Origin of the sequence: Kribbella sp. NPDC058693, from assembly GCF_042715335.1 — a bacterium.
Lineage (GTDB): Bacteria > Actinomycetota > Actinomycetes > Propionibacteriales > Kribbellaceae > Kribbella > Kribbella jiaozuonensis.
Map to the genome: position 1 here is coordinate 598661 of NZ_JBHXSQ010000004.1, position 24986 is coordinate 623646.

General features: G+C 68.1%; 28 protein-coding genes and 1 tRNA gene. 15 read left to right on the forward strand and 14 right to left on the reverse strand.

Annotated features, from left to right (window positions below):
* The first annotated feature begins 178 nt into the window (after positions 1-178).
* Positions 179-1471: a cupin domain-containing protein gene (locus ACFWUU_RS29175; protein WP_380181772.1), complete on the forward strand. Its 1293-nt coding sequence runs from the start codon at positions 179-181 to the stop codon at positions 1469-1471.
* Positions 1472-2145: 674 nt separating this feature from the next.
* Positions 2146-2772 carry a sucrase ferredoxin gene (locus tag ACFWUU_RS29180; RefSeq protein ID WP_380180010.1) on the forward strand — a complete coding sequence of 209 codons (627 nt, stop codon included), beginning with the start codon at positions 2146-2148 and terminating at the stop codon, positions 2770-2772.
* Positions 2773-2797: 25 nt separating this feature from the next.
* Here ACFWUU_RS29180 and ACFWUU_RS29185 read toward each other — a convergent pair whose 3' ends face one another.
* From ACFWUU_RS29185 to ACFWUU_RS29195, 3 genes are all read right to left on the reverse strand, one after another.
* On the reverse strand, positions 2798-3397 hold the full coding sequence (locus tag ACFWUU_RS29185) for a gamma carbonic anhydrase family protein (protein ID WP_380180012.1): 600 nt from the start codon (positions 3395-3397) through the stop codon (positions 2798-2800).
* A 247-nt stretch (positions 3398-3644) separates the two neighbouring features.
* Positions 3645-4862 carry an MFS transporter gene (locus ACFWUU_RS29190; protein ID WP_380180014.1) on the reverse strand — a complete coding sequence of 406 codons (1218 nt, stop codon included), beginning with the start codon at positions 4860-4862 and terminating at the stop codon, positions 3645-3647.
* Positions 4863-4936: 74 nt separating this feature from the next.
* Positions 4937-6175, reverse strand: a complete 1239-nt coding sequence (locus tag ACFWUU_RS29195) for an MFS transporter (protein WP_380180016.1) — start codon at positions 6173-6175, stop codon at positions 4937-4939.
* Positions 6176-6268: 93 nt separating this feature from the next.
* On the opposite strand from ACFWUU_RS29195, the gene ACFWUU_RS29200 reads away from it, so the two are divergent.
* From ACFWUU_RS29200 to ACFWUU_RS29230, 7 genes are all read left to right on the forward strand, one after another.
* Positions 6269-6357, forward strand: a tRNA-Ser gene (locus tag ACFWUU_RS29200).
* Positions 6358-6464: 107 nt separating this feature from the next.
* A complete protein-coding gene (locus ACFWUU_RS29205; RefSeq protein WP_380180018.1) occupies positions 6465-7028 on the forward strand; it encodes a dihydrofolate reductase family protein in 564 nt (187 codons plus the stop codon).
* Between the two features lie 49 nt (positions 7029-7077).
* Positions 7078-7839, forward strand: coding sequence for a class I SAM-dependent methyltransferase (locus ACFWUU_RS29210; protein ID WP_380180020.1), 762 nt, complete (start codon positions 7078-7080; stop codon positions 7837-7839).
* 69 nt (positions 7840-7908) lie between these two features.
* Positions 7909-8250, forward strand: a complete 342-nt coding sequence (locus tag ACFWUU_RS29215; protein ID WP_137255700.1) for a helix-turn-helix transcriptional regulator — start codon at positions 7909-7911, stop codon at positions 8248-8250.
* Between the two features lie 3 nt (positions 8251-8253).
* A complete protein-coding gene (locus ACFWUU_RS29220; protein ID WP_380180022.1) occupies positions 8254-8760 on the forward strand; it encodes an SRPBCC family protein in 507 nt (168 codons plus the stop codon).
* Positions 8760-9425: a dihydrofolate reductase family protein gene (locus ACFWUU_RS29225; RefSeq protein ID WP_137255698.1), complete on the forward strand. Its 666-nt coding sequence runs from the start codon at positions 8760-8762 to the stop codon at positions 9423-9425. Before ACFWUU_RS29220 ends, ACFWUU_RS29225 begins: the two co-directional genes overlap by 1 nt.
* Positions 9426-9427: 2 nt before the next feature.
* Positions 9428-10378, forward strand: coding sequence for a GNAT family N-acetyltransferase (locus tag ACFWUU_RS29230; protein WP_380180024.1), 951 nt, complete (start codon positions 9428-9430; stop codon positions 10376-10378).
* A 9-nt stretch (positions 10379-10387) separates the two neighbouring features.
* Here ACFWUU_RS29230 and ACFWUU_RS29235 read toward each other — a convergent pair whose 3' ends face one another.
* Positions 10388-11116, reverse strand: a complete 729-nt coding sequence (locus tag ACFWUU_RS29235) for a DinB family protein (RefSeq protein ID WP_380180026.1) — start codon at positions 11114-11116, stop codon at positions 10388-10390.
* Positions 11117-11240: 124 nt separating this feature from the next.
* Here ACFWUU_RS29235 and ACFWUU_RS29240 point away from each other — a divergent pair, with 124 nt between their 5' ends.
* Both ACFWUU_RS29240 and ACFWUU_RS29245 read left to right on the forward strand, forming a co-directional pair.
* Positions 11241-12230, forward strand: a complete 990-nt coding sequence (locus tag ACFWUU_RS29240) for an acyltransferase domain-containing protein (protein ID WP_380180028.1) — start codon at positions 11241-11243, stop codon at positions 12228-12230.
* Complete coding sequence (locus tag ACFWUU_RS29245) at positions 12221-12982, forward strand: alpha/beta fold hydrolase (RefSeq protein WP_380180030.1); 762 nt, start codon at positions 12221-12223, stop codon at positions 12980-12982. The genes ACFWUU_RS29240 and ACFWUU_RS29245 overlap by 10 nt, the downstream gene beginning before the upstream one ends.
* On the opposite strand, the gene ACFWUU_RS29250 is transcribed toward ACFWUU_RS29245, so the two are convergent.
* The 4 genes from ACFWUU_RS29250 to ACFWUU_RS29265 form a co-directional block, all read right to left on the reverse strand.
* Positions 12967-13716: a YybH family protein gene (locus tag ACFWUU_RS29250; RefSeq protein WP_380180032.1), complete on the reverse strand. Its 750-nt coding sequence runs from the start codon at positions 13714-13716 to the stop codon at positions 12967-12969. The two genes, ACFWUU_RS29245 and ACFWUU_RS29250, sit on opposite strands and share 16 nt — an antisense overlap.
* A 55-nt stretch (positions 13717-13771) precedes the next feature.
* Complete coding sequence (locus ACFWUU_RS29255; RefSeq protein ID WP_380180034.1) at positions 13772-14686, reverse strand: sigma-70 family RNA polymerase sigma factor; 915 nt, start codon at positions 14684-14686, stop codon at positions 13772-13774.
* Positions 14686-15732, reverse strand: coding sequence for an anthranilate phosphoribosyltransferase (gene trpD, locus ACFWUU_RS29260; RefSeq protein ID WP_380180036.1), 1047 nt, complete (start codon positions 15730-15732; stop codon positions 14686-14688). Before trpD ends, ACFWUU_RS29255 begins: the two co-directional genes overlap by 1 nt.
* Before the next feature lie 148 nt (positions 15733-15880).
* Entirely contained in the window at positions 15881-16651 is a 771-nt protein-coding gene (locus tag ACFWUU_RS29265; protein ID WP_380180038.1) for a glycoside hydrolase family 16 protein, read from the reverse strand.
* 85 nt (positions 16652-16736) lie between these two features.
* Between ACFWUU_RS29265 and sigJ the strand changes: the two genes are divergently transcribed.
* On the forward strand, positions 16737-17615 hold the full coding sequence (gene sigJ, locus ACFWUU_RS29270; protein WP_380180040.1) for an RNA polymerase sigma factor SigJ: 879 nt from the start codon (positions 16737-16739) through the stop codon (positions 17613-17615).
* On the opposite strand, the gene ACFWUU_RS29275 is transcribed toward sigJ, so the two are convergent.
* The gene (locus ACFWUU_RS29275; RefSeq protein WP_380180042.1) at positions 17596-18333 is read right to left on the reverse strand and encodes an aminoglycoside phosphotransferase family protein; all 738 of its coding nucleotides are present in this window, start codon (positions 18331-18333) and stop codon (positions 17596-17598) included. The two genes, sigJ and ACFWUU_RS29275, sit on opposite strands and share 20 nt — an antisense overlap.
* A gap of 75 nt (positions 18334-18408) precedes the next feature.
* On the opposite strand from ACFWUU_RS29275, the gene ACFWUU_RS29280 reads away from it, so the two are divergent.
* Entirely contained in the window at positions 18409-19677 is a 1269-nt protein-coding gene (locus ACFWUU_RS29280; protein ID WP_380180044.1) for an FAD-binding oxidoreductase, read from the forward strand.
* Positions 19678-19737: 60 nt separating this feature from the next.
* Here the strand turns inward: ACFWUU_RS29280 and ACFWUU_RS29285 are convergent, their stop codons facing one another.
* Both ACFWUU_RS29285 and ACFWUU_RS29290 read right to left on the reverse strand, forming a co-directional pair.
* Positions 19738-20712, reverse strand: coding sequence for an SH3 domain-containing protein (locus ACFWUU_RS29285; protein ID WP_380180046.1), 975 nt, complete (start codon positions 20710-20712; stop codon positions 19738-19740).
* A gap of 164 nt (positions 20713-20876) precedes the next feature.
* Complete coding sequence (locus tag ACFWUU_RS29290) at positions 20877-21524, reverse strand: TetR/AcrR family transcriptional regulator (protein WP_380180048.1); 648 nt, start codon at positions 21522-21524, stop codon at positions 20877-20879.
* A 56-nt stretch (positions 21525-21580) separates the two neighbouring features.
* On the opposite strand from ACFWUU_RS29290, the gene ACFWUU_RS29295 reads away from it, so the two are divergent.
* Entirely contained in the window at positions 21581-22102 is a 522-nt protein-coding gene (locus ACFWUU_RS29295) for an ester cyclase (RefSeq protein ID WP_380180050.1), read from the forward strand.
* Positions 22103-22147: 45 nt separating this feature from the next.
* Entirely contained in the window at positions 22148-22915 is a 768-nt protein-coding gene (locus ACFWUU_RS29300) for an enoyl-CoA hydratase/isomerase family protein (RefSeq protein WP_380180052.1), read from the forward strand.
* Here ACFWUU_RS29300 and ACFWUU_RS29305 read toward each other — a convergent pair.
* The 3 genes from ACFWUU_RS29305 to ACFWUU_RS29315 all read right to left on the reverse strand — a co-directional run bounded on the left by ACFWUU_RS29305 (position 22886) and on the right by ACFWUU_RS29315 (position 24977).
* A complete protein-coding gene (locus ACFWUU_RS29305; protein ID WP_380180054.1) occupies positions 22886-23248 on the reverse strand; it encodes a YciI family protein in 363 nt (120 codons plus the stop codon). The genes ACFWUU_RS29300 and ACFWUU_RS29305 overlap by 30 nt on opposite strands.
* Positions 23249-23330: 82 nt before the next feature.
* Positions 23331-23486, reverse strand: a complete 156-nt coding sequence (locus tag ACFWUU_RS29310) for a DUF6131 family protein (RefSeq protein ID WP_166679556.1) — start codon at positions 23484-23486, stop codon at positions 23331-23333.
* Between the two features lie 96 nt (positions 23487-23582).
* Positions 23583-24977 carry an MFS transporter gene (locus ACFWUU_RS29315; protein ID WP_380180056.1) on the reverse strand — a complete coding sequence of 465 codons (1395 nt, stop codon included), beginning with the start codon at positions 24975-24977 and terminating at the stop codon, positions 23583-23585.
* Positions 24978-24986: the final 9 nt, after the last annotated feature.

Consider the following 24986-nt stretch of genomic DNA (forward strand, 5'->3'; position numbering starts at 1 on the left):
ACGGCGCTGGCGGCGGTTCCGGTGGTTATGGGGAGGGCACCGCGGATGGCGGCGCGAACGAGGGTGCGTCGGACGGCGGCGCAGATGGTGGCGCTGATGGTGGTGCCAGCGGCGGCTCGGGTGGCGGCTCGGGTGGCGGCGCGGGCGGCGGCGGGAACTCTGGGAGCTGGTGAGTGTGATGCCGGGCGCCGGGCGTGAATCCGACTCCGTGGACCCCTCGGGTGTGGCTGGTGGGTCGTGCCGGGGTGAGTTGTGGGATGAGCGCCCGGCGCTCCGGCGTTGTGTGGCGGGGGATCTGGACGAGTTCGCCAGCTCCTACTGGGGTACTCGGGCGCTCCTGTCTCACGGTCCGGAGCTACCAGCGCCGTACGACGATCTGTTCAGTCTCGAGGCCGTGGACGAGCTGTTGTCTCGTCGCGGTCTGCGGACGCCGTTCTTGCGTATCGCCAAGAACGGTGCGGTCGTGGGCGACAGTCAATTCACCGGTCCGGCTGGTGTGGGTGCGGAGGTCGCCGACCAGGTACGGGACGACAAGGTGGCCGCGTTGTTCGCCAGCGGGCACACCGTCGTACTGCAGGCGCTTCATCGGACCTGGCCGGCTCTTGTCGACTTCTCGACCCAGCTGTCTGCGGACGCTGGGCATCCGGTGCAGATCAACGCGTACATCACCCCTGCTGAGTCGCAGGGGTTCTCGGCGCACTACGACGTACACGACGTCTTCGTACTGCAAGTGGCCGGCGAGAAGCACTGGACAGTTCACGAGCCAGTCCACGTCGATCCGCTGCGGAACCAACCCTGGACAGACCACGCGTCGGCCGTCGCTGCGGCTGCGCGTGACAAGGCTCCGGTGATCGACGAGGTCCTCCGCCCGGGTGACGCTCTCTACGTGCCGCGTGGATTCCTGCACTCTGCCAAGGCGCTGGGCGGGGTCAGTGCGCATCTGACAGTCGGGCTACACACGCTTACGCGCTATCTGCTCGTCCAGGAGCTGGCCGCGCTAGCCGCCAACCAGGCCGCCCTACGCACCGCCCTGCCGCTCGGCTTCGACCCCGGCGACCCGGAGCAGCTGGCGGAACTCCTCCCTGCCGTGGCTGAGCTCTTCACTCAGGAGATCCGCTCCACAACCCCAGACGCCCTGGCCGCCCGACTGCGGCGCCGCACCTGGTCCGGCAACCGGCCTGCCCCGCTGCCGCCCCTGGCCCACGCCGCGTCGATCGCATCTCTGTCCGTAGGCACCACAGTCCGTCTACGCCCCGGTCTCCGCTGCCGCCTCGTCCCCGGCGACCCGGTGGTCCTTCAACTCCCCGACCGCACCATCACCTTCCCGCCGGCCACGGCCCCAGCCCTCGCCGAGCTGACCTCCGGCGCCGACTGCAAGGTAGGCAACCTGCCCGACTTGGACGACACCGAGCAACTGGTCCTGGTCCGCCGCCTGCTAACCGAAGCCGTCGTAGTCGCAACCGACAACTGAGGCCCCATCGAGCCGGTGTGGAATTGTGAGGTGCCGTGGACCACGGGGACGCTCGGTACCGACCGGAAACAGGCTGCGCAGCCCAAGCCGAGCTCCGGCAAGACTCCCTGACCGCCACCGCCCCACCCGCCCAACGCTGGCTCCTCATCGAATCCCAAACCCCCTGGCCCCGCCAGGCCCTAACATCCCTCGGAGCCGGCGGCGCCGAGGACCGCGCGCCAACAGGCCCCGGCGGCGGGGCAGAGCACCGCACGCCAACGAACGCCGGAGCCGGCGGGGCCGAAGGCCGCGCGCCAACGGGCGCCGGGGCCGGTGGGACAAAGGGGCAGGCGCCAACAGGCGCCGGAGGCAGTGGCGCCGAGGGTCAGGCGCTACCAAGCCTCGGAGCCGGTGGCGCCGAGGGCCGCGCACCAACAGGCCCCGGAGGCGGTGGGGTAGAGGGCCGCGCGCGAATGGGCGCCGGAGCCGGTGTGGCCGAGGGGCAGGCGCTAACAAGCGCCGGAGTCGGTGGGGCCGAAGGCCCGGCGCTAACGAGCCTCGGAGGTAGCGGGGCCGAGGCGGGTGTGGGGCTTGGGGATGTAGTTGCGCGGGCGTGTCGGGAGTTGGGGATTCGGCCGGTGCTGGTTCGGCGGTATGGGCGGGTGGATCGGGCGCGGAGTCGGCGATGGGGATTGGTGGACTGCAGGCCGGGGCGTGAAGAGATCCGATGGGGGACGCTGCCGACCGACGAGCATCTGCTCGACGTGCTCGCGGGCAAGGATCCGGGCAGCGTCAGCAACGAGCCCGTCTACCTCGTCTGCACCCACGGCCGTCACGACGCGTGCTGCGCCGTACGCGGACGTCGGGTCGCCGCAGCACTCGCCTCCGCCTACCGCGAGCGCACGTGGGAGTGCAGCCACATCGGCGGCGACCGTTTCGCGGCAAACGTCGTCGTACTTCCGCACGGACTCTTCTACGGCCACGTCCCACCAACGCGCGCGGTCGAACTCGCCCGGCAGTACGACAAGGGTCTCGTCGTACCTGATCTCCTCCGTGGATCAGGTGCCTTCACCCCACCCGTCCAAGCCGCCCAGCACTTCGCCCGCCAAGCCGGCCACGCACTAACCGTCGACAACCTCCAACCGCGATCCGTCCAGCAACTCCTCAACCACCGTTGGCGAATCCTCCTCGCATCCACCACCGGTTCGATCTCGGTCGAGGTGTCAGCTCACCTCGACACCGTCGACGCCCGACTGACCTGTGCAGGTTCCTCGCCCGCCCAGATCCGCCGCTTCGAGCTCCACACCCTCACCACCACCTGAACCCACCGAAATCCAGCGGGCTGGCTCACGACGGATCGATGAGCCGATCCTCGAGATGAGCGCCAAAGAATTCCGACTGGCGCGCCATGATTTCGCGCATAGGTGTGCCACGAGGAACGCCGTACACAGTGCCCGGGAAGTCCAGCTCGCGTTGGGTCTGCCACAGCTCTTCGTGCCGGTCTGGGGAGAAGAGTTGGGCCGGGTTGCCGGCAGCGATCCAGCCGATCGGGAGGATCGTGCCTGGCTCCAGGCGCGAGTTGACGTGCAGCACGCTGTTGATCCGCAGCTCTGCGCCTGTGCCGGCGACCGAACCGGGGAACAACGCAGCGCCCGTGGCGATGAAGACTTCGTTCTCGACCGTGGCGCCGTTCACGTGTGCATGGGGACCTATCAGGACCGCGTCGCCGATCAGGGCGGGATGGTCGGCCCGGCCGCGCACCAGGGCGTTCTCCATCACCACACTGTTCTCGCCGAGTCTGACCTCGCCGTTCTCCGCCGTCAGCACAGCACCGTGCAGGACCCTGCTGCCTTCGCCAAGGACGACGGCGCCGCAGAGCACGGCCGATGGTGCGACGTACGCGGATTCGGGCACGACCGGTCGTCGGCCGCGGTGTTCGAGCAGCATCTGTCGCTGTCCTTTCGTTGCGTGACCACCTCGCTCAAGCTGTACCAGTGTTGTCTGCGGACTCTCCACAGCCCGGGTCCTCACAACCCCGGGCGGCGGTGTCCTCCGGGCCGTCCACATCGGTGGTGGGAGACTCGGTCCATCGGACAATCCGGGTGGAGAACCGCGAACTGAGCCAACATTAGAACAGATGTTCGACGCGGCGCAACGCATCCTGACAGATCAGGAAACGGGCAGATCGGACCGCTCAGATCCGCGCGGAACTCAGCCGCGGCGCGACCCGCGCCAGCACGTAGATCGTCAGACTCGCCACCAGCGCCAGCCCGGCCAGCACCACCCACGGCAGTTCGTGCTGAACCTCGAACAGTTGCGCGAAGAACCCCGGCGCCAGCACGCTCGAGAACGCGAACGAGTACTGCCAGTAGGACAGGTACTTCCCCCGCCCGATCACCGGCGAGACCGCCGCCGACAGAGCGTTGTTGGTCGCCGCATGCAGTACGTCGGCGAACGCATAGCAAGCTGTCGCGAGCACCAGCACCGGCACGACCCATCCCGCCGGGATGTGCACCTGCAGCGCCATCAGCACCGCCCACACCGCATAGGTGATCCCAGCGACCACCATGACGTTCGTACGACGACGCCGCTCGGTGTGGCGCACCACCAGCGTCTGGCCGGTCGCCAGTACGACAGCTGTCGCCGCAATCAGCACGCCGACCAGCCACTTCGGCACAGTCAGCGCCTCAGTCACATACACGGGTACGCCGACGCCGAGCATCATCGTGCAGAGTGCCAGCAACGTGTTCGCGCCGATCAGTACCAGGAACGTCCTGTCCTTGCGGAGTAGCGGCGCCGGCCCGGTGTCCTGATTGGTCCGCTCGTGGTGCGACGGATGCAGTCGCAGCAGGAGCAATCCAGCGACGTAGAACGTCACTGCGTTCACCGCCATCGCGACCAGGAACGGTGCGTCGCCGCCGATGGCCAGCAGCCAGCCGGCCACCAGTGCACCGAGCGCGAGACCGCCGGCTTGCATCATGCCGCCCAGCCCGAACCACTTGTCCCGCTCGCCCTCGTCGGCGACATCCGCGAGCAGACTGAAGATCGCCGACCAGAACACGCGCTGTCCGGTCGTCATCACCAGCGAACACAGGAACAGGACCCAGACCGACCGCCCGAAGAAGAAGCCGGTGAACGCCAGCCCCTGGGCGAACTGCGCGGCCACGACGATGTTGCGCGGCCCGACCCGGTCGATGACCACTCCCACTGCGGCCGGCGCGGCGATCGAGAACAGCGTTGCGATGGTCAGCATCAAGCCGGCCGTGCCGAGATGAATGCCGGCGACCTTGTTGAAGAACAGCAGCAGGAGCGGTCCCGCGCAGCCGCCGCCGAACGAGTCGATCGCCAGACCGGCCAGCAGCGGGACCCGGCCGCGCACGTTCGGGAGGCCGAGTGACGTGGCTGCGGGCATAGCGAAGCGCTCCTATCGGTCATCTCGGCGGCTGGCGAACTCTAGCAAGCGCTCTCCAGTCGTACCATCCGATTTCAGTCTGCTGCAGGCACCCGCCGTACAGAGACGTGCCGGAGCGGACGCCAGGCCACCGCTGTCATGACCACCATCGCGACGAAGGCGATCGCGAACGGAGCAGCCAGTCCGTACCGCTGCGCCAGCAGGCCGCCGAGCGCCGAACCGATCGCAGCACCGCCGACCGAGGCCAGCAGGTACACGCTGTTGACCCTGCCCATCAGGGCATCCGGGGTGGCGACTTGACGCGTTGTAGTCGAGACGATGCCCCATACGACGGCGTGGACGCCGAAGACGGCCATGGTCGCGCCGGCGACCCACGGGTTCCTCGTGAGCGCCAGGACGAGATGGACCGTCGTTTCGATCACCAGGCCGGCGCGGAGCAAGGTCACGGAGCCGACGCGCGGCTCCAGGAAGTGGTACGTCGGCATGCCGAGCACGCCGCCGACTGCGCCGACAGAGATGAGCAGACCGAACTGTGTCTCGGTCAGACCGAGCCGCTCGCGGGCGAACAGCACCCAGGTCGCGAAGGCCGCGCAGAAGGTGATGTTCATGACCAGGATCGACAGCGCGAGCGTCCGTACGCCGGTGTGCCGCCAGAGCCAGCGGACTCCTTCGTGCACTTCGCGCCAGATAGCTGCACGCGTGGAGTGGTCGGGCAGTGGCGGACGTACGGCGACGCGCGCGATCAGCGCGGCCGCTGCGGCGAAGGTGACCGCATCGAACACCAGCGGGATGCCGGCGCCCGCCGCAAACAACAGCGCCCCCAGCGGCGGCCCACCGAGCTGTTGGAGGACGGTCGCGCTGGCGAACAGCCGCGCATTGGCCTCACCCAGATGCTCCTTCGGCACGGCGCTGACGAGCAATGCGCCGGACGCGTTATCTGCAAGGGTTTCCGCCGTACCGAGAAGGAACAAGGCGACGTAGATCGCCCAGAGAGGCGACGTATCGAGCAGTACGGCGATGCCGAGCGCAACCAGGACGATCGCCCGAAAGGTGTCGGCAGCAACAATCATCAGCCGACGATCGAGCCGATCCACGAGTACGCCACTGAACAACGCGAACAACAACCACGGCAGCTGCTGAATGAACGCCGCTGCCCCCACCGCCGCGGGCTCGCGGGTAATCGACGCAACGAGCAACGGCCCGGCGGCAGCCATAGCACCGTCGCCGAGATTGGAGATGATCGAGGCCGGCCAGATCTTCCGAAAATCAGATCCAAGCTCACCCGGAAACGCAACAGCGCCAAGCGAACGCATAAGACTCCTGAGGGAGGACGAACAGACCCTACCGGCCACCTCCCGCCCCCGCACACCGATTCGGCTATCCTCGACCCTCGGCGGCAACCGCCGGGAGGGTTCGCATAGTGGCCGAGTGCGCTGGTCTTGAAAACCGGTATGGCGGGTGACCGTCATCGTGGGTTCGAATCCCACACCCTCCGCCTGGTGAGAGTTTCTGTGGGGAGCTGTCGAATTCGGGGTGGGGCGTTCGTTGTAGGGGTGACGGGCGGCCGGTGAGGGCTGTCGCGATGAGGGAAGGCACGGCTCCATGCGGAAACTGGTCTATGGCATGAACTTGTCCCTGGACGGCTACATCGCCGCGCCCGGCGACGACCTCGGGTGGAGTGAGCCGAATGACGAGCTGTTCGAGTTTTGGCTCGAGCGGGAGTTGGCGATCGGGGTGTTCCTGTACGGGCGTCGGCTCTGGGAGACGATGAGTTCGTACTGGCCGACCGGCGACCAGCAGCCGGGCGCCACGCCGGCGCAGATCGAGTTCGCGCGGAACTGGCGGGATACGCCGAAGGTGGTGTTCTCCTCGACGATCGACAAGGTCGACTGGAACGCTCGCTTGTTCACCGGTGACGCTGTGCCGGAGATCGCCCGGCTCAAGGCCGAGGACGGCGGGCCGATGCGGGTCGGTGGCGCCACGCTCGCGGCTGCGGCCATGCGGGCCGGGCTGGTCGACGAGTTCGAGATCGTCACCCATCCGGTGCTGCTGGGCGGCGGCGCCCCGTTCTTCACCGCGCTGGACAGCTGGGTCAACCTGAACCTGGTGGAGACGCGCGCGTTCCCGGGCGGCGTGACCCTGAACAGGTACGAGACGAAGCGCTGACGGCGAAAACGGCAGGCGGTCGCGCCCGGGGCGGTGCCAGGATGCTGGCATGGTTGAGCGGGCGTTGAGTTTTGGGTCGGTGGCGGAGGCTTACGAGCGATTCCGGACCGGGTATCCGGTGGAGCTGCTCGAGTTGGTGATGGCGTACGCCGGGGAGCCGGTTCGGACTGCGCTCGAGATCGGGGCGGGGACGGGGAAGGCGACCCGGCTGTTCGCGCAGGGCGGGATCGCGATTACGGCGACCGAGCCGGACGCGGCGATGCTGGCGGAGTTGCGGAAGCGGCTGCCGGCGAATGTGACGACAGTGCAGGCGGCGTTCGAGGACCTGCCGCTGGATACGTCGTACGACCTGGTGTATTCGGCTGCGGCGCTGCATTGGACCGACCCTGAAGGTCGGTGGGAGCGGATGGCAGCGATCGTGCGGCCGGGTGGGGTGTTTGCCTCGTTCGGGGTGCCGATTCAATTGGCTGATCCGGCGCTCAAGGAGGCGGCGCGAGCGGCGCGGGCGCCGTACCTGGAGGAAGACGGGGTCCCGTCGCCTGACGGGACGCCTGAGGAGCTGCCGATGCAGTGGCCGGGGACTGAGCTCGAGCAGTCCGAGTGGTTCGGCGATGTCCGGCAGGCGGTGATCGAACGGCGTCTGATGATGAAGGCCGTCGACTACATCGGACAGCTGTCGACGGTCTCGGCGTACGTGCTGCTGCCGCCGGACGACCGGGACGAGGTCTTCCGGCGGACGCTCGAGGTGCTCCCGGAGACCGTGGAGATCGACGCCCAGATCACCGCCCACCTCGCCCGCCGCCTCCGCTGACCTGACGCCCGCGCAGGCCGTAGCAAGCTGCGCCTTGACGCATGCCGATATAGGCATATGATTGCGGTCATGGCACGAGCAGCGACGACCTCGGACGTGTTCAATGCGATCGCCGAGCCGCAGCGCCGGGAGATTCTGGTGCTGCTGCGGGGTGGTGAGCGGCCGGTGACCGAGTTGGCGCAGGAGCTGGGGATGACCCAGCCGGGGGCGTCGAAACACCTGCGGGTACTTCGGGAGGTCGGGCTGGTGCGGGACCGGAAGGCAGGCAAACAGCGTCTGTACGGCCTGGACGCCCGCGGGCTGCGGCCCGTCCACGAGTGGGCCGGCGGGTTCGAGCGGTTCTGGAACGAGAGCTTCGACCGGCTGGACGCGTACGTGCAGGACCTCAAGCAGGCAAGGCAGGAGGACTAGTTGATGAGCACGACAGGACAGGGAACGCCGGCGCAGTCCGCGACGGCCGACCGGGAGATCGTCATCTCCCGGGTCATCGACGCCCCGCGAGAGCTGGTGTTCGAGGCGTTCACCGAGGTCCGGCACCTGTCGCGGTGGTGGGGACCGGAGGGTTTCACCACGACCACGCGATCGTTCGAGTTCCGCGCCGGCGGGGAGTGGGACTTCCTGATGCACGGACCGGACGGGACAGACTACACCGAGTGGATCACCTGGATCGAGATCGACCCGCCGGAGCGGATCGTGCTGCTGCACGGTGAGTCCCGCGACGACCCCAACGCGTTCGACTCGGTGCTGACGTTCGAAGTCGACGGGGAGACGACCCGGATCGAGATGCACACGGTGTTCCCCAGCAAGGAAGTGCGTGACGAGGCGGTCGAGAAGTACCACGCGATCGAGGGCGGTCAGCAGACGCTGAGCAATCTCGCTGCCTACGTGGCCGAGCTTGTTCGGAAGGGAGTGGAGGACTGATGGCCGGAAAGGTGTTCTTCAGTGTGTCGATGTCGCTCGACGGTTTCGTGGCGCCGGACGACGTACCCCTCGACGTGGTGTTCTCGCCCGGCGGCCAGAGCGACCCGAGGGTTCAGCGCTGGATGGCGAAGTGGTCGGAGCTTCAGGCCTGGATCTTCCCGCAGCGGTTCTTCCGGGAGAACCTGAAGCTCGGCGAGGGCGGCGAGGAAGGGCTCGACAACGACATCGCCCGGGCGACGTACGAGCGCACCGGCGTGAGCGTGATGGGCAAGCGGATGTTCGACGGCGGCGCGTTGGCCTGGCCGGAGGAGGCGCCCTTCCACACACCGGTGTACGTCGTGACGCACGAGAAGCGTGACCCCTGGGAGCGGCCGGGTGGTACGACGTTCCACTTCGTCAACGACGGCATCGAGAAGGCGCTCGACCAGGCCCGTGAGGCTGCCGGGGACCGGGACGTGCGGATCGCGGGCGGCGGTACGACGATCCTCGAGTACGTGAACGCCGGCCTGATCGACGAGTTCACGATCGCGCTCTCGCCCGTACTGTTCGGCACCGGAATCCGGCTGTTCGAGGGGGTGGACTCGGATCGCGTGGCGCTGGAGCCGGTTCGCGCGGAGCCGGGCCCGCGGGCGACGCACCTGACCTACACGGTTCGACAGCGCTAGGCATGATGATCAGGCAGTTGGATCCGGCGGACCCGGTCGCGATGGACCAGTTGTACGACCTGACGGTCGCGGTCACGCGGTACGACGTACCCGACTTCCCCACGCCCCGCCGGCAGGCGATCGAACACGCGCTGCTGGCGTGGGACGGCGGCCGGGTGGTCGGGGCTGCGTCATACCAGCTGCCGCAGTCGGAGAACTTGATGTATCTGGACCTGATCGTGCACCCGCAGCACCGGCGTCGCGGGATCGGCACCGGGCTGTTGGAGGAGGTCTACAAGGTCGCCCGACAGCATGAGCGGAGTTTGATCGAGGTCGAGACGGTTCGCGCGCTGCCTGGCGGGGCCGAGCGCGACGAGGCCGGGTATCGCTACCTCACCAACCGCGGTCACCGGCCTGGCGCCACCAGCATCAGGTCTCGGTGCCAGATCGCTGACCACGAGGCGACGCTCGCCGACGGGTACTCGTTGGTGCAATGGCGCGACGTGGCGCCCGACGAGATCGTCGATGACGTGGCCGCGCTGCAGAGTCGCCTGATGCTCGACGCCCCGACCGGTGACCTGGCGGTCGAGCAGCAGGTGTACGACGCCGCGCGGGTACGCCGCCAGGAGGCGGACGAAATGCGCCGCGGGTACCGCTCCTACTCGACCGCCGCCCGGCACGACGCGTCCGGGCAGATCGTTGCCCGGACCAAGCTTTCGTTCGAGTCCGCCGACGATACCCATGCGCGGCAGCGGACCACGATCGTCGAGCCGGCCCATCGAGGCCGGCGCCTCGGGCTGGCCGTGAAGTCAGCCAATCACGCATATACACGGGCGAACGAGCCGGCGCTGCTCTTCATCGACGCATGGAACGCCGAGGACAACACGCACATGCGCGCCGTCAACGCAGCACTCGGCTTCCTGCCCGTGGACGGCTGGTCGGTCTTCCAACTACCGGTGCCGACCGCACGTTGAAGCCCCGGCTCAGCGGGACCCGATGGTGTCGAGGTCTCGGGTGGCGAAGCGGAGGTGTTCCCACTCCTCTTCGATGATCACGTGGAGGCAGTGGCGGACGGTCTCGGGGTGGTCGGGGTTGTGTGGGTTCTTCCGGGGCTCGTCGAGCTCGGCCGGGGTGGTGGCGGCGATGAGGTCGCGGACCATCGCGACGCGGCCGGCGCGGGCCTCGAGGACCTCGGCGTACGGCGGGGTCGTCGCGTCGGGGGCGTCGGTGCCGAGGTACTTCAGCCCGAGCGGGTGGTACGGGTCGTCGCGCTCCAGGATCGAGCGGCCCAGCCAGGTGTCGGTGGCGTGGACGAGGTGTCGCTCCGTCTGCGCAAACGACCACTCGCCGTCCACCGAGACGTCGACGGTGCCGGCGGGCATCGCCTCGGCGCGTTCGCGGGCCGTCGCCCACGCCTGCTCGACCTGCCCCCAGGCCGCGCGCAGACCGTCCGGATCCTCCGCGCGCCGGTTCTCCCGACCGGGGAACCGCTTGTTGAGCTCCGCGTCGATGAACGGCACGACGTCGACGCCGTTGATCGTCAGGCGGGCGTCGTCCGTGCCCAGCCAGGGCGCGTCGATGTCGCCGTCCTGGATGTCGATGCCGCGCATCACGGTGCCGGACAGATCGGACTCGACGAACCGAGCCCCGCTCAGGTCCACCTCGAGGAACTCCGCGCCTTTGAGGTCGTCGGACCGACCGAACTTCGTCATGTCATCTCCCAGGATTTCGATGTTGGGCAGAGCGTATCCGTGAGCTAGGACACAAAAGTCGTGCGCGAGACCTCCGGCCCGTGGTGGGGTCGAGGAACTGACGATGTGGCGGAGGGAACTGGTTGTGGACGTTCTGAGTGCGGCTGAACGAGTGGGCTTCTCCGAGCAGGCCCGATCGCGGTTCCAGGGCTTGGAGGTAGGCGACGGACTACAGGTGCCGGAGGACGCCGAGGCGTTGATCGAGTACTGCGGGGTGTCGGCGCCTGACCGGGAGCAGATGCTGGCAGCGCGCCCCGACCCGGACAACGACCCCGAGTGGTGGACGATCGCGTCCGCCCTGGCCGGCGAGGTCGAGCGGGACATGGGGCTCGCACTTCCGTCGACCGGCTTCCGCGGCTGGCCCGCAGTACCTCAGGACGCGACACCGGTCGGGCTGTTCGCGAACGCCTGGGCCCTGCTGGCCAACCTGCCGCGCCTGTTGGAGTTGCATGCGGAGCGCGGTGTGCCGGATTCGGTGACCAGAGCGACGGTCTGCGCGCTGGGTGGAGTGATGGCGACGCACCGGCAGGTCTTCGGTCGTGCGGGTGTCGGACTGATGCCGCTCTGGGGTCCACCGCTGCGATTCCGCGGCGCGGACTACGAGATCGGCCGGCACGACTTCACCCGCGCCCAGCTGGGCCTGGGCGATGGAGTCTCGGGACATCTGCTGATGATCCACATCCCACCGAGCGGACCACTCGACGTACAGGAGTCGGAGGAGTCCGTTGCGACTGCCGTCGAGTCGTTCAAGCGCTGGTACCCGGAGGAACCGATCCATGCGTTCGTCTGCCACTCCTGGCTGCTGGACCCGCAGCTGGCCGAGTACCTGCGGCCTGACTCCAACATCATCCGTTTCCAGCAGCGCTTCGACCTGCTGCCGCTACTGCCACCGGAGGACCCGACCGAGGGCGACCGTGAGCTGATGCGCCTCGGGCTGCAGCTGCCGGTGCCCGAGGGCGCGCTGGACCTGGCCGCCATGCCCCAGGACACCTCGCTGCAGCGCGCGTTCGTGTCGCACCTGCGCGCCGGGCGGCACTGGTACGGGCGCACGGGCATGCTGAGGGGATGGAGCTAAGGATTCCGGTTGGACAAGACGCCCTGTGGACCGAGCATCTGGCCGGGGACGGCGTACCGATCGTCTTCCTGCATCCAGGCACCGGGGACTCCCGGGTGTGGGACCCGGTAGTGGACGGGCTCAGCGGACGGCGCATCGTCCGGTACGACGTACGCGGCTACGGGCGCTCACCGCTGCCGACCGCGGAGTTCTCGCTGGTGGACGACCTGGTGAGCGTGTTGGAGCAGCTGGACCTGCAGCGGGCCGTCCTGGTCGGTTGCTCGATGGGCGGCGGTACTGCGATCAGCTTTGCGCTCACGCATCCGGACCGGGTGCACGCTCTCGTGCTGCTCTGTCCGAGCGTCCGCGGCTTCCCGGTACTCGAGGAGCCGGACCTGGACGCGCAGTACGACGAACTGATCGCCAACCGGGATGTGGACGGCCTGGTGGAATTCGGCCTGCCGGTGTGGGCGCCAACCGTCACGGACGACGCTGTGGTCGACCAGCTTCGTGCTGCCGCCCCGGCCTGGTTCGAACAGGGTATGTACCTCAAGCCCGAGCTTCCCGTCTACGACCGACTCAACGAGATCCACGCGCCGACCACCGTGATGGTCGGCGACAAGGACCGCCCGATCGCCATCGCCTCAGCCGGCGCAGCGGCCGCCCGCATCCCCGGCTCCCAGTTCACCTGGCTCCCCGGCGCCGACCACTACCCGAGCCTTCGCAACCCCCAACTGATAATCGATGCCATCAGCAACTACGTCGCCGGGTAGGACAGGTGCTGGTGAATCAGTTGCCAGCCACTGTTGGTCCGGCGGAAGACCCGGGTGGCGCGGGAAGTGGTCTCGGTGTTCTCGGCGGTGATGTGGTCGATGGACCATGCGACGGCCAGGTTGCCGGCTGACTCGATCGTGGGGTCGGGGATGGTGAAACTGATCGGGTCAGGGCTGGAGGCCAGTCCGGACGCGCAGACCTCGCGGACCGCTGACTTGCCGGTGTAGTTCCCGTCGATCTCGTACGAGACGACGTCGTCGACGATCGGCTCCATCAGCGCGTCCAGGTCGCCGGTTGCCGTGTCCGCGCTCCACCGGTCGAGTACTGCGACGATCTCGGAGGCGGGCGCGTCGTCGTGTGGGAACGAGTGGTGCTCGTGCGTGACGGTCCAGCGGCCGCTGACCTTCTGCAGACCGATGGTGAGGCGTAGGCGTAGCTCTGGGTTGTCGTCGGGCATCCCACATCGCAGCAGGCCAAAGGCAAACGCCACATCCGCGCCGGCCGTCACCTCCAGCGACTCCAGTGCGAATGACGCCCCGGACTTCTGCCACTCGAAGAACCCTGGCCACGTCTCGCGGTACGCCTCCAGCCCGCGCACTCCGTCGTACGGCGGTGGCACGTCGAACATCACGATGTCCGGGGCGTGGTCCGCGAGCACCGTGTCCAGGTCGCCGGTGTGTACCGCGTCGACCCAGTTCTCGATCAGTGCGCGGATCTCCTGCTCGTCAGTCATGTCTCTCCTCGGGAAGGCTGCTTTCACCCCCTACAACCCGGCCGACTCCGCAAACTCATCGCGGCAGCGACGACGGCAGTCCGAACGACGGGAAGTCCGCCTCCAGATACGACACCACCTCGACGATCACAGAGCCTCGCAGTACGACGACATCCAGTCCGCCCGGCACGTACCGGTCGCCGTCGAGCAGATACGTCCCGAACGCGAGCTGCCCGTTCGCCCGGGCCGGCAGGAACCGCCACTCGCTCTGCAGCGGTCCGTCGAGCAGGAACGTCCGGATCGCCGCATGTCCCACAAAGACGTCCGGCAACGGCGGCATCGAGTACTTCGCGTCGTCGGCCAGCATCGCCACGATCGTGTCGACGTCACGGGCCTCCCACGCGGCCATGTACCGCCGTACCAGGTCCCGCTCGCCTGACTCACCCAGCGCGTGCAGAGCCTGCTGCTGACTCGGTACTGCGCTCACCACCGCCCGCGCTCGCTGCAGCGCACTGTTGACTGCAGCAACCGATGTCTCTAGCACCTCGGCCACCTCACGGGCACTGAACGCCAGTACGTCGCGTAGTAGCAGCACTGCACGTTGCAACGCAGACAGGTGCTGCAGCGACGCGACGAACGCGAGCTCCACGGACTCCAGCGCTAGCAGCTCGGCCTCGGGGCTCAGCGAGGTGGTCCACGAGAGACGGCTCTCCGGGTAAGGCTCGAGCTCCTCCAGGGAGCGGCGGCCGATCTGCGTGAGGCAGCGGTTGGTGGCGATCTTGTAGAGCCACGGGCGGATCGAGCCGCGGTCCTCGTACCCGGACAGACCTTTCCATGCACGCACCAGCGTCTCCTGGACCGCGTCCTCCGCGTCGGCGTCGGAGCCGAGCATGCGGTAGCAGTGAGCGTGCAGCTCACCGCGCCACGGATCGACCAGCTGTGCGAAGGCGTGCTCGTCACCGGCTCGCGCAGCATCCAGGAGTTCTTGCATTACTGGCACGCTAGCGACCGGCTGGTCCAGGCATCCAGTACCTGAGCGGCCCGGCCGGTGTCGGTGGCGTGGCGGCAGCGGTCCAGCGCATCCGCCAACAGCTCGGCGAGCGGAGCCTTGCCGAGGGAGAGCGTGGCGACGGCGGCTGCGGCGTTCAGCAGTACGACGTCCCGCAGCGGGCCGGGTGCTCCATGGACAAGAGCGCGCAGAGCCTTCGCGTTGAACGCCGGGTTGCCACCTTGCAGGTCGGCCAGTGTCGATGGACGGAGACCGAGCGACCGTGGGTCGAACACCGTCTCCGTCGCAGAGCCGCCGTGCACGATCCACAGGCGTGAATAGCCAGTAGTAGTGAGCTTGTCGAGACCGTCGTCGCCACGCGCCACCAGCGCAGACTTACCCTGCTGGGCGAGCGCACCGGCCAGCACGGGCAGCATCTGAGCGTTGGCGACCCCGACGAGCTGATGTGCAGGGTCAGCCGGGTTCAGCAACGGCGCCAGCACGTTGAAGGCCGTAGGGACGGCCAGCTCCCGCCGTACGACGGCGACCTGACGCAGCGCCGGGTTGAAGCGTGGAGCGAACAGATAGGTCAGACCGACCTCAGCCGCGACCTGTGCGGCTTCGGACGCCGACAGGTCGAGCGGTACGCCCAGATGCTCCACCAGATCACCGGAGCCACCGGCCGACGACGACGCAGCACGTCCACCGTGTTTGACCACGGTGACTCCGGCAGCGGCTGCAACCACTGCAGCCATGGTGGAGATGTTCGCCGCTCCGGTCCGGTCGCCGCCCGTACCCACGATGTCCACGAACGGTCCGCGGATCCGCACCGGCGTTGCGTGCGAGCGCAGTACCTCGGCCAGACCGGTCAGCTCGTCGGGAGTCTCGCCCTTGGCGCGCAGGGCGATCAGGAACCCGGAGATCTGGGCCGGTGACGCGTCGCCCAGCACCAGTTGGTCCATCGCCCAGCCGGTGTCCGCCGCCGACAGGTCGGAGCCGGCCAGGAGTGCGGAGATCAGGCCGGACCAGGTCCGGAGTGTTGTCGCCATCGGATGTCCTCGAGGGTGCTGGGCCGCCCACGAGGAGACATCACAACGGCCGCCTCGCAGGAGACGGCCGGGTGGGTACGCGCGGAGTCAGGCCGTCAGTCGACGGCCCACCACATACCTGCGCGCTGGAACATGACACTGACCTTAGTCAGGCCACCAAAGCCTCCGCAACGTTCCATCCACGGATGGAGTCGACGGTGAACGTCGGCACATGCTCCGCACCGGACCGCTCCGGGAAGTCGAACACGGCCAGCATCAGCTGCAGCGGGTACGTCGGCGCGCCCTGACAGCTGCGGATCGCAGCGCCGTCCACGAAGAACGTCGCCTCACCACCGGTCCACTCGACCGCGTACGTGTGGAACTCACGCAGGTCGATCGGCAGCCGGACCGCCTCGAAGTCCTGCGGTACGGCGGGATCGCGGATCGTCTTCAAACCCATGCCGATGTCGGCGGGAGCATCCCCGAACACCTCCATCACGCAGATCTCGCCGCACTGATCCGGCTGCTCCTCCAGTCCGACCATCCAGAGCGACACCATCGACCGTGGACTCAGCTCGGCGCGGGCGCGGAGTTCGACGTACCCGCCGTTCGGGGTCCAGCCCCAGAACGGCTCCTGCTCCTCGCGGACGACCAGTCCCTCGCGGTACGGCTGCTGTCCGACCGCGCTGCCGACCGGGCCCGAGTAGTTGCCCGACTGGATGCCCGAGACGCGCAGGTCCGGCTTGTGGTCGCCCTCGCACCACAGTCTCTGGTCGACCGGGATGCTGAGCGTCAGGCACGAGTCGCCCAGCTGGTACATCGCCGCGGAGGCGGCACGCGAACTCCACTGCGGCAGGTAATGCGGTGACCAGACGGCCAGGTCGAGCGACGACGCATCGAAGTCGTCCTCGAACACCAAGTCACCACGCACCTGACTCATGACCCCATCATGAGCGGATCGGGCGCGTTGTCACATCATGGTGGTCCCATTCGTCAGGGAAGTGATGCGACAGGAGAAGGCACCGGTGGACGACCACGAACAGCTGGCGCGGCAGTTCGAACAGAACCGTGCGCACCTGCGGGCGGTCGCGTACCGGATGCTCGGGTCGGTGGCCGAGGCGGAGGACGCCGTACAGGAGGCTTGGCTCCGGCTGAGCCGGAGCGACGTGAGCGATGTCGGCAACCTGGCCGGCTGGCTGACCACTGTGGTCTCGCGGGTGTGTCTGGACCTGCTGCGCAGCCGGAAGTCGCGGCGGGAGGACTCACTGGACACCTTCGTCCCGGATCCGATCATCAGCGAGCTGGGGCCTGAGGAAGAGGCGGTCCACGCGGATGCGATCGGGCTGGCGCTGCTCGTCGTACTGGAGACGCTGTCGCCGGCGGAGCGGTTGGCGTTCGTACTGCACGACATGTTCGGGGTCGGGTTCGACGAGATCGCGAGGATTGTGGACAAGTCGCCCGCTGCGACGCGTCAGCTGGCCAGTCGGGCTCGGCGGCGGGTGCAGGGTGCTCCGACGAGCGACGGGGACATGACCCGGCAGAAGAAGGTTGTCGAGGCGTTCCTGGCGGCGTCGCGCGGCGGTGAGTTCGAGCCGTTGCTCGAGCTTCTCGACCCGGACGTCCTGCTGCGTGCGGACGCCGGTGCGGCGAGTGCGGAGTTCGCTGGGCCGGCTGTGTCGAAGCTGGTGCGTGGCGCGAAGGCTGTTGTCGAGCAGGCGCTCCTGTTCAGCCGGATGGCGCCGTACAACCGGGTGGCGCTGGTCAATGGTGTGCCTGGGGTCATCACTGTGGTCAACGACCGGCTGGTGGGGGTCATGGCCGTTGTTGTGAAGGACGGCAAGATCACTCAGATCGACATCCTGGCCGACCTGGAGCGACTCGAGGTCATCCCGCTACCAGCCTGAGCACCCGCTCGGCCTGTGCCTCCGCGGTACCAGGTGGATTGCGGTGGGCACTGGGTCCGCCCGGCCCGATCAGCGTCAGCCAGAACCCGGCCCAGAGGCAGCGCGCTGCCCGGAACCGCTCTGCGGCTGGGCCGAACCGTCGTACCAGTGGGGTCCAGTCGGTCTCGCGGCCGGACAGGTGCTCGACGAGGTTGGCCAGCTCGACGGTGCGGTCACCCAGGCCGGCGTCCTCGAAGTCGATGATCCGGATGCGGGTGCCGTCCCAGAGGTAGTTGGTGAGGTTCGGATCGCCGTGGGCGACCACCGGCTCCTGTACGGCGGACAGGTCAGGCGGCTCGTTCTCCAGCCAGGCGCGGGCAGCGAGGGCGATCACGCCGTCGGCGTCCTGCAGAGCGGTCAGGCCGGTGCGGGTGCGGTCTACGAGAGCGGGGAGGTCGATCTGGCGGAGGGTGTCGGGCGGGAATGACCAGAGGGCCTCGAGCGCGTCGCCCAGCGCTGTGATTTGGGCGGAGGTCAGAGGGGTCGTGAGGGGCTGGCCGGGGACGACTGTCATGGTCAGCGACGGGGCGGGGGTTCTGGCGAGAGGGTGCGGGACCAGCTCGGGGGCTGCCGCGGACAGGAGGGTGAGGGCGGCCCACTCGCGGTCGGGCTCGTTGCGGGACCAGGAGGTGTAGTGCTTGGTCAGCGTGGAGCCTGAGACCGAGATTGTGTGGGTCATCCGGAAAGTGTGTCGATAACGGGGTCTCTTCTTCGACGTATGAGCAGGAGCTGATACGGCGAGGGAGTGGGATCGATGTCTACGCAGGCGATTGCAGCGGTTGCCAGTGACGTTGTCGCGGGGCTGTTGGGGGCTGGGTTCAACGGTGCGGTCCGGCAGCCCGGAGAGGTCGAGTACGACGAGCAGCGGCGCTCTGTGATCCCGTCAGTGGACTCACGCCCGCTGCTGGTCGCCGAGGCCTTCAGCCGGACCGACGTACAAGCAGCGGTCCGGACGGCCCGCGACTACGGCGTACCGATCGCTGTGCAGGCAACCGGGCACGGGACGCGTGTGCCGGCGGACGGCGGCATCCTCCTGAAGACGACGCCGATGACGTCAGTGCTGATCGACCCCGAGCGACGGGTCGCGAAGGTCGCGCCGGGCGCTCGCTGGGGCGCCGTACTGGACGCGGCGAGGCAGTTCGGGCTGGCGCCCTTGTCCGGCTCGCACCGCGACGTCGGCGTCACCGGATACACGCTCGGCGGCGGAGTGGGCTGGCTGGCTCGCAAGTACGGGTTCGCCGCCGACAGCGTCATCCGCGCCGAGGTCGTCACCGCCGACGGACGTACGGTCACCGCGAGCGCCGAACACCACGCAGACCTGTTCTGGGCGATCCGCGGCGGCACCGGCAACTTCGGCATCGTCACCTCGCTCGAGTTCCGCCTCTACCCGGTCCGCCAGGTGCACGCAGGCATCGTGTACTACGGCATCGACCGCGCCGCCGCGATCCTGCGTACGTACCGCGACTGGACCGCGACGATCCCCAACGAGCTGAGCACCGCGGTCGTCCTGACCCGCATCCCCGGCACCGAGCAGCGCGCCGTCGCGATCAAGGTCATGTACGCCGGTGCCGCCGACGTCGCCGAACACCTGCTCAAGCCGCTCTTCGCCATCGCCGGCCAGCGCCTCGCCGGCGAACTGCAGACGATCGAGTACGCCGATGCCGCGATGGGCGGCACACCCGCGCGCCACCTGGACTTCCTGGACACGCTGACGGACGAGGTGATCGACCTCGTCACCGAGCTCGAGGACGCCACCGTCGAGGTCCGGCACTGGGGCGGCGCGATGGCCAACCCAGGCCCCGGCGCGGGACCGGTCGGTCACCGGCAGGCGTCGTACTCGCTGATCGTCGACCGCGAGGTCGCCGGTCTACCCAGCTCGGGCCGCACGTTCGTGAACTTCCTCGGCGACCCGGGCCGCGCGGACACGGCCTACGACGCCAAGGATCTGCACCGGCTGCGCGAGGTCAAGCGCGCCTACGACCCGACGAACTTCTTCCACCTGAACGCCAACATCCGGCCGTAGAAAAGCGATCCGGTCCCCAGGAGGGTCAAGGGACCGGATCGCTCAGGGCGCCTCAGATATTCAGACCGTGCCGGAGTTCCCGTACACGGACACGTGCACGTGGTCCATGTGGTTCGCGGTCGCGCCACCGCGGTCCTCCATCGCGCGCCAGCCTTCGCTGCTGCGCTGGACCGTCCAGATGTGCTGCTCCCAGATCAGCTGGCTGACGCCGAGCTTCTTGTAGTTCGCCTTCAACCAGTCCGCGATCTCCTGGCCTTCCGACGAGCTGTTGATCATGATGTCCACCGCGCGGCCGCTCGAGTGCTCCGAACCGCTGTCGCCGGACCGGAGCCCGCCGTACGACGTGATGTCCGGGAACATTGCGCAGATCGCCCGGTGCACCCTGATCGCGTCCTGGGTCAGCCCTTCCTCCATGGCGGAGCCGGACTTGCAGGCCGCCTGGGAGATCCCGCCGGCGACGGTTGCGGCCGGCTTGGTCGCGGACAGGTACTGCGCCTTGACCCAGCGGGACTTGCCGTCGCTGACGACCTCGGCCCAGATGCCGTCGATCTTGCCGCTGACCGAGACCTTGGTGCCCTTCGGCAGCACGTCCAGCAGCACGCCGGTCAGCGGGAGCGACCAGAGGTTCACGTCGGTGGTGGTGTACTTCGTGCCGCTGATCTTCGGCGGTGCGGCGTTGGCCTCGGCGGCCGCGCGGGTCTTCACCGACGTCGGCGTCGGGATCGGCGCCTGCTTCTTCAGATGCTTCGCGGTCGGCGACGCCTTCGGCTTGGGAGCCGCGCTGGGCGTCGTCGACGTGGCGCTGATCGGCGGACGCAGGGCGTCCCGGCTGATCGTGGTGTCGCGCGACAGCTGCAGGGACGAGCTGGCGATCGACGGGTCGAACTTCACGTGCTGGGCGGGGAGTGCGGCTGCCGAGCCGGTGGCCACCAGGGCCACTGCCGCGCCGGGGATCACAACCTTCGCCAGACCTGGCTGGATCACCTTCTTGCGCTGCTGCCGGTGCCGCGCCTGTCTATGCCGTCCTTCTGACACTGTGCCGAACCCAATCTGCCGAGACCAAAACGTTATCGACCCGGGGAGTCAAGCACACTTCGCCGCGCGGGTTCGAATCGGCCCCCACTCTTAACGCATTACGAACATCCACAGGCTCGTTCGGACCGTGATTTGGCCGCTATCCGGATGTGACCGTTCCGAGATCAAACGCTTGGTGGACAAATGGCCGTCGTGATCGCGGCCGCGACGTGGTCGCCGTACCGCTCGGCGCTCCAGCCGCGGAGCAGCACGAGCAGCTCGTAGAGCTCGACCGAGATGTACGTCCACAGCACGTCCGCGACCTCTTCGAGCGTGATCCCGGGGCGCAGGTCGCCGGTCTCGAGCAGGTGGCGGCCGAACATCGTCATCCCGACCAGGCGCTCGTCCAGCAAGGTCTGCCAGGTCTCCCGCAGGGTCTCGTCGCCGTGCCGGCCGTCCCGGATCAGGATCTGTACGCGCGCCGACCGCTGCTGCCGCTCGACCAGCCCGACGACGTACAGCTGGAGCTTCCGCCGTACGTCGGGCTCCTGCTGGAGCGCGAGCGCTTCGGGGCGTTCCGCGATCGGCACCGGCTCGTCGTCGCCGGCGATCACGAAGTCGAACACGGCCTTGGCCAGCGCCGCCTTGGTGCCGAATCCCTTGTAGATGCTCTCCGCGGATACCCCGGCCCGCCGCGCGACCGCGCTGATCGTCGTTGCCTGGAACCCGTCCGCCTCGAACAGCTCCTGTGCTGCGACCACGACGTCACGGCGTCGCTGCTGGGCGCGTTCGCGCCGGGTCGACGCGTCGTAATTCCTCTTGACGTCAGCCACTTCTCATCCCATGCTTTTGAGTACAGTCACACTGTATCGAATTATTGGGGGACATCATGACTACGACAGCAGGCGTGTCGGCCGGTGACCTCGCCGTCCGCAGCATCCTGATCATGGCCGACGGGGAGCGGTCCGACTTCGACGAGCTGATCCATCCGCACGCGGTGAACCGCGAGGGCAAGGTCGAGCCACCGGAGTGCCGGGTGGGTGGACCGGAGGGGTTCCACGCCACCGCACGCTGGCTGCGGACCGCGTTCGAGGGGCTGGCCTACGAGATCCACCATGTCGTTGCTGATGGCAACTTAGTGGCGGTGAACACCACGATGAGCGGGCGTCACGTGGCGCCGTTCGTCGTCTACACACCGGACGGCGAGGTCGATACCGCGTTCCCGCCGACCGGCAAGACGTTCGCGGTCACGCAGTCGCACTGGTTCCGAATCGAGGACGGCATGGTCGTCGATCACTGGGCCAACCGAGACGACCTCGGCCAGGCGCAGCAACTCGGCTGGGTGCCGCCGACCCCGGCGTACCTGTTCCGGATGGCCCGCGCGAAGTCCCGCGCCAAACGAGCGATGTGATCCATAGCGCGGCGGGTGTACGGCGGTTGCTGGTTGACTGCCCGCGTGGACTTTCGGATCGAGCGTGGCGCGGTCGCCCGGCTGGTGATCGACCGGGTCGCGAAGCGGAACGCGCTGACCCGGGCGATGTGGGCGGCGCTGCCTGAGCTCCTCGCAGAGCTGGCGGGTGACGACGCGGTCAAGGTCCTCCTCGTCACCGGTGAAGGGCCCAGCTTCTCGGCCGGTGCGGACATCCGGGAGCTGATCTCGGGTGACGATCCGGCCGATCCGATGGCCGAGTTGCGGGCGTTCAACCTGCGGGCGCAGGCGGCGTTGCGGGAGTTCCCGAAGCCGACGATCGCGGTGGTCCGCGGGCACTGCATCGGCGGCGGCCTGGAGATCGCGGTGAACTGCGATTTCCGGTTCGCCGCGCGGGATGCGAGTTTCGGGGTCACGCCGGCGCGGATCGGCGTCGTCTACCCGCCGGCCGCGATCAAGGTCCTGCTCGACCTGGTCGGCCCCGCGACCACGAAGTACCTGCTCTTCAGCGGGGAACTGCTGACCGCGGACGAGGCCGAGCTGAAGGGGCTGGTCGATCGCGTGGCCGACGACCCGATGGTGGCGGCCGAGGCGTTCGCGGAGACGTTGGTGTCGCGGTCGCAGCTGACGATCCGCTCGGCCAAGGAATCGGTGAACGCCTTGCTGGCAGGCGAAAACGCCGATGAGGCAGCGGTACGGCGGTATCGCGAGACGATCGCATCCGGTGAACTCGCGGAAGGGATCGACGCCTTCACGCAGAAGCGGTCACCCGAGTTCGTCTGGCATCCCCGCTGAGATCAGCGTGCCGCGGAGCTCGACGCGATCGCCGGCCGCGGCCGAGACCAGAGCCGCGATCGCCTGCGCGCGGTCGTCGTCGACGGCATCGACCAGGAAGTACCCGGCGAGCTGCTCCTTCGCCTCACCGAACGGCCCGTCGGTGACGACCTGCGCGCCGTCGCGGATCTGCACGATCCGGCCCTCCTCGGGCGGCAGCAGGCCCTCCGAGCTGACCAGCTCGCCGGACTCGGCAAGGTCCCGCTTGAGCCGCGTCAACCGGACGACGCCCCGCTGGTCCTCTTCGGTCCAGGCGCGGTCGAGATTGCGGAAGATCATCACGACGTACTTCATGGGTTCACCGTAGCGACGCGGACGGACAGAACCCCGCGGACTCGTGGTCCGCGAGGTCCTGTTCTGCAGGGTCAGGGGTGGATCAGTACCAGTGCCGGCGTCCGCCGACAGCACGGCCCGTCGATCCGAGCAGGAAGAGCACCGCTCCGACCACCAGCAGCACAATGCCGATGGTCCACAGGATCGGGATACTCAGCAAGAATCCTAGAATCAGCAGGATCAAACCGAGGATGAGCATGAAGCCTCCTTCGCAAGAGCCGCCGGGCGGTCGCTGGCAGCCACACGAACCAGGTGCCCACAGTTCCGGCCCCGAACCTCCAACAACCGTTTGATGTCAGGACGCGACTGCTTCGAGCCGGCGTGAACGGTTCCGGGTGAGCAGCAGTCCGCAGCCGGCCAGACCGATCGCGATGAAGATCCACACCGTCGCGAACGCGATCCGGTACCCGTGGGTCAGGTCCGCCGGCGTGGTTCCCGCCGTACTGGCTGTAGCCACCGCGGAGACGGCTGCGACGCCGATCGCACCGCCGATCTGGAAGCTGGCGTTCTGCAGACCGGATGCCACGCCGGAGTCCTCGCCGGGTACGTCGCTGAGCGAAGCGATGGAGCCTGCGACCGTTCCGGCACCCAGTCCGGCGCCGAAGATCGTCAGACCCCAGAACGCCAGCTCGAAGTACCCGGAGTCCACGGTGAGCTGAGTCATCAGCGTCGTACCGGCTCCGGCGATCAGTAGCGACACGAACGCCACCGAGCGCGGTCCGACTCGCGTGACGAGGTGCTGGCCGGTCATGGACCCGACGACTGCGGCAGCCGCGAGTACGGCGGACATGAGGCCGTAGCGGACCGCGGACAGGCCGAGTGCCAGCTGGGCGTACTGCGTGTAGACGAAGTTGAGTCCGAACGCGGCCAGGCCCCAGGCGACCGTGATGAGGTTGCCACCGACCAGTGCGCGGGAGTGGAAGATCCGCAGCGGTACGAGCGGTGCGGCGGATCGCTTCTCCACCAGGACGAATGCGGCGAACAGTCCGGCCGAGAGGACGACGAGCAGCACGGTCTGGAGCGCCGACGACTCAGGGGCCTCGATGACGGCGTACACAAGGACGATGAGTGCTGCGGTCACGGTGGCCGCACCGGCGACGTCGAAACCGCGGCGTCCTGGTCCACGGCTGTCCATCAGCAGCATGGGTGCGAGTACGACGACCAGTAGGCACACCGGCACGTTGATGAAGAAGATCCACTGCCAGCCGAGTCCGTCTGTCACCGGTCCGCCGATGAGAGACCCCGCCGTACCTCCGACTCCGCTGGTCGCGCCCCAGATGCCGAGTGCCTTGTTGCGATCCGCACCGGACGGGAACGTCGTCATCACGATCGACAACGCACTCGGTGCCAGTACGGCGGCCGCCGCGCCCTGCAGACCCCGCGCGAGCACCAGCGCGTCACCGCTCCACGCGAACCCGCACAGCAGCGAGGACCCGGCGAACAACAGCAGTCCGGTCATGAACACACGCCGGCGACCCAGCAGGTCGGAGATCCGGCCGCCGAGCAGCAGGAGGCCGCCGAACATCAGTGCGTACCCGCTGGGCACCCATTGCACCCCGCCGGTCGAGAACGTCAGTTCGCGCTCGATCGACGGCACGGCGACCAGCACGATCGACGCGTCCAGAATGATCATGAACCCGGTCAGACAGAGCAGTGCCAGCGCCAGCCAGCGCTTCGAATGCGAAACCATCGGAATCTC

Coding starts and splice junctions, on each gene's coding strand:
- ACFWUU_RS29175 (WP_380181772.1), top strand. CDS start 179: ATGCCGGGCGCCGGGCGTGAATCCGACTCCGTGGACCCCTCGGGTGTG.
- ACFWUU_RS29185 (WP_380180012.1), bottom strand. CDS start 3,397: ATGCTGCTCGAACACCGCGGCCGACGACCGGTCGTGCCCGAATCCGCG.
- ACFWUU_RS29190 (WP_380180014.1), bottom strand. CDS start 4,862: ATGCCCGCAGCCACGTCACTCGGCCTCCCGAACGTGCGCGGCCGGGTC.
- ACFWUU_RS29195 (WP_380180016.1), bottom strand. CDS start 6,175: ATGCGTTCGCTTGGCGCTGTTGCGTTTCCGGGTGAGCTTGGATCTGAT.
- ACFWUU_RS29205 (WP_380180018.1), top strand. CDS start 6,465: ATGCGGAAACTGGTCTATGGCATGAACTTGTCCCTGGACGGCTACATC.
- ACFWUU_RS29210 (WP_380180020.1), top strand. CDS start 7,078: ATGGTTGAGCGGGCGTTGAGTTTTGGGTCGGTGGCGGAGGCTTACGAG.
- ACFWUU_RS29215 (WP_137255700.1), top strand. CDS start 7,909: ATGGCACGAGCAGCGACGACCTCGGACGTGTTCAATGCGATCGCCGAG.
- ACFWUU_RS29220 (WP_380180022.1), top strand. CDS start 8,254: ATGAGCACGACAGGACAGGGAACGCCGGCGCAGTCCGCGACGGCCGAC.
- ACFWUU_RS29225 (WP_137255698.1), top strand. CDS start 8,760: ATGGCCGGAAAGGTGTTCTTCAGTGTGTCGATGTCGCTCGACGGTTTC.
- ACFWUU_RS29230 (WP_380180024.1), top strand. CDS start 9,428: ATGATGATCAGGCAGTTGGATCCGGCGGACCCGGTCGCGATGGACCAG.
- ACFWUU_RS29235 (WP_380180026.1), bottom strand. CDS start 11,116: ATGACGAAGTTCGGTCGGTCCGACGACCTCAAAGGCGCGGAGTTCCTC.
- ACFWUU_RS29245 (WP_380180030.1), top strand. CDS start 12,221: ATGGAGCTAAGGATTCCGGTTGGACAAGACGCCCTGTGGACCGAGCAT.
- ACFWUU_RS29250 (WP_380180032.1), bottom strand. CDS start 13,716: ATGACTGACGAGCAGGAGATCCGCGCACTGATCGAGAACTGGGTCGAC.
- ACFWUU_RS29255 (WP_380180034.1), bottom strand. CDS start 14,686: ATGCAAGAACTCCTGGATGCTGCGCGAGCCGGTGACGAGCACGCCTTC.
- trpD (WP_380180036.1), bottom strand. CDS start 15,732: ATGGCGACAACACTCCGGACCTGGTCCGGCCTGATCTCCGCACTCCTG.
- ACFWUU_RS29265 (WP_380180038.1), bottom strand. CDS start 16,651: ATGAGTCAGGTGCGTGGTGACTTGGTGTTCGAGGACGACTTCGATGCG.
- ACFWUU_RS29275 (WP_380180042.1), bottom strand. CDS start 18,333: ATGACCCACACAATCTCGGTCTCAGGCTCCACGCTGACCAAGCACTAC.
- ACFWUU_RS29280 (WP_380180044.1), top strand. CDS start 18,409: ATGTCTACGCAGGCGATTGCAGCGGTTGCCAGTGACGTTGTCGCGGGG.
- ACFWUU_RS29295 (WP_380180050.1), top strand. CDS start 21,581: ATGACTACGACAGCAGGCGTGTCGGCCGGTGACCTCGCCGTCCGCAGC.
- ACFWUU_RS29305 (WP_380180054.1), bottom strand. CDS start 23,248: ATGAAGTACGTCGTGATGATCTTCCGCAATCTCGACCGCGCCTGGACC.
- ACFWUU_RS29310 (WP_166679556.1), bottom strand. CDS start 23,486: ATGCTCATCCTCGGTTTGATCCTGCTGATTCTAGGATTCTTGCTGAGT.
- ACFWUU_RS29315 (WP_380180056.1), bottom strand. CDS start 24,977: ATGGTTTCGCATTCGAAGCGCTGGCTGGCGCTGGCACTGCTCTGTCTG.